The organism is Catenuloplanes japonicus (assembly GCF_000717135.1).
Classification (GTDB): Bacteria; Actinomycetota; Actinomycetes; order Mycobacteriales; family Micromonosporaceae; genus Catenuloplanes; species Catenuloplanes japonicus.
The window spans coordinates 1-1,835 of sequence record NZ_JNXY01000076.1 but is presented as its reverse complement, the minus strand read 5'-3'; the positions used below and the strand labels follow the sequence as shown (position 1 = coordinate 1,835).

Below are 1,835 nucleotides of genomic sequence, written 5' to 3'. Positions count from 1 at the left end.
TGCTCCCGACTCTGTTGCCTATTGATGGTTATGGGGTGTGTTCGAGGCGTGCGAGGTGGGTGGTGTGTTGTGGGGTGAGGTGGTGTCCGGTCCACCAGGCGTGGAGGCGGATGAGGTTGAGGGCTGTGGCTTTGAAGGTGTGTTCGAGGCGGGTTTTGGGCAGGCCGCGGTAGCGGGCTCGGCGGGTGTCGGTGACTTTGACGGATTGGGCGATGGCCGATTCGATGCCGGCGCGGAGGTTGTAGGTGGCCTGCCATTGCGGGGTGTCCTGGGCGGTGCGGGCGTGGTCGAGGGCGTGCTGGACGGCGTGGGGGCGGGTGGTGATCTGCCGGCCGCGGTCGGCGGTGGTGCAGAGGGTTTTCACTGGGCAGGGCCGGCAGGTCCCGGTCGGGAAACGGATCACGATGACCGGGTTGCCGCGCTGGACGGCGGGTGTCCAGGAGCCGCTGGGGTGTCCTTGGGGGCAGGTGGCCTGGCGCTGGTCGTGGTCGATGGTGAACGCGGTCCGGTCGTAGCCGTCGGCGGCTCTGGCCTGGCGGGAGGTGTCGGCCAGGAGCGGGGTGACGAGGGTGATCTGGTGATCGGTGCGGGAGGAGACGAGCAGGGCGGCGGATGGGTATCCGGAATCGACGTAGTGCGCGGCGGGTAGGAGTCCCCGGCGTGCCAGGTCGGCGTGGATGGGTGCGGTCATCGTGGTGTCCGCGACGGAGGCGTCGGTGGTGACAACGTTCGTGATCAGGTTCGGCGGTGGCGGGGTGCCGGTGGCGGGGCCTGGCGGTGCGGGGACGGCGTCGCAGGTCTCGCTGATGTGGAGTTTGTAGCCGTTCCAGCCCAGGTCACGTTTGCGGCCCCGGCGGGCATCGATGTCATACGGGGATGTGATCTTCGATCTGCCGGGCGGGAGACCGTCCGTGTCGGCCTCCCGCATCCTGACCACCTCCCGCCCCTGCCGGTCGGTGACGGTCACGAAGTTCTGCACCAGCACCAGCCGCAGGACATCGACAGCGGGCAGCCGGGCGAGCCATTGCGGGGTGCCGGGGGCGTAGACCGCTTCCAGGAGCGTGCGGGCGTCACGGCCGTAGCCGTTACCGATCTCGTCGCGTTTCGACTTCGACGCGGGCAGCCGCCACCCGTCGACGCGCTGACCGTAACGTTGCTGCCAGCCGGTCCCCTCGATCACCGAAGCCAGCCAGCCCGGATCCGCCGCCGCGACCGCTTCCAGCGCCGCCCGGACCGTCTCACCGGCCAACTCGACCCGGTTCAGGTCCCGGACCGCGGCCAGCACATGCGTCGAATCAGTGCGCTGCTTTCCACGCGCCTTCAACAACCCCCGGCCGGCCAGCGCCCCGACCAGCAGATCCAGCACCCTCGCCTCCAGGCCATGCGCGACGATCCGCGCCCGGAACTGCGACAACACCGAAAAATCAAACCCCGGATCAGACAGCGACAACCCCAGCGCGTACTTCCACGAAATCTTGTCCCGGACCGCCTCAGCCGCCTGCCGATCAGTCAGATTCTCCGCCATCTGCAACACCGTCACCAACGCCAACCGCCCCGGCGACCACCCCGCCGGCCCCGACACACCGAACGCCTCCGCAAACGCCGCATCAGCGAAGACCTCACCCAACTCATCCCGGACCACCACCGGCAACGGCCGCTGCCGCGACCCGTGTATCACCCGCACCGCCTCACGAATCTCCGCCACCGGCTCAGGCCACGACCCCGCACGCACAGACACCCGCCACCACCCACGCCCGGAGGACGACAAAACCGGCCGCACCACCATCATCCACAACCACAAATGGGCAACAGAGTCGCTCCCGCGGGCAAACCTC

1 protein-coding gene is annotated in these 1,835 nt (G+C 68.8%); it reads right to left on the bottom strand.

The window, feature by feature from the left end; genetic code table 11:
• Positions 1-28: 28 nt before the first annotated feature.
• Positions 29-1,705 carry an IS1182 family transposase gene (locus OP04_RS48035; RefSeq protein ID WP_085067384.1) on the bottom strand — a complete coding sequence of 559 codons (1,677 nt, stop codon included), beginning with the start codon at positions 1,703-1,705 and terminating at the stop codon, positions 29-31.
• Between the last annotated feature and the right edge of the window lie 130 nt (positions 1,706-1,835).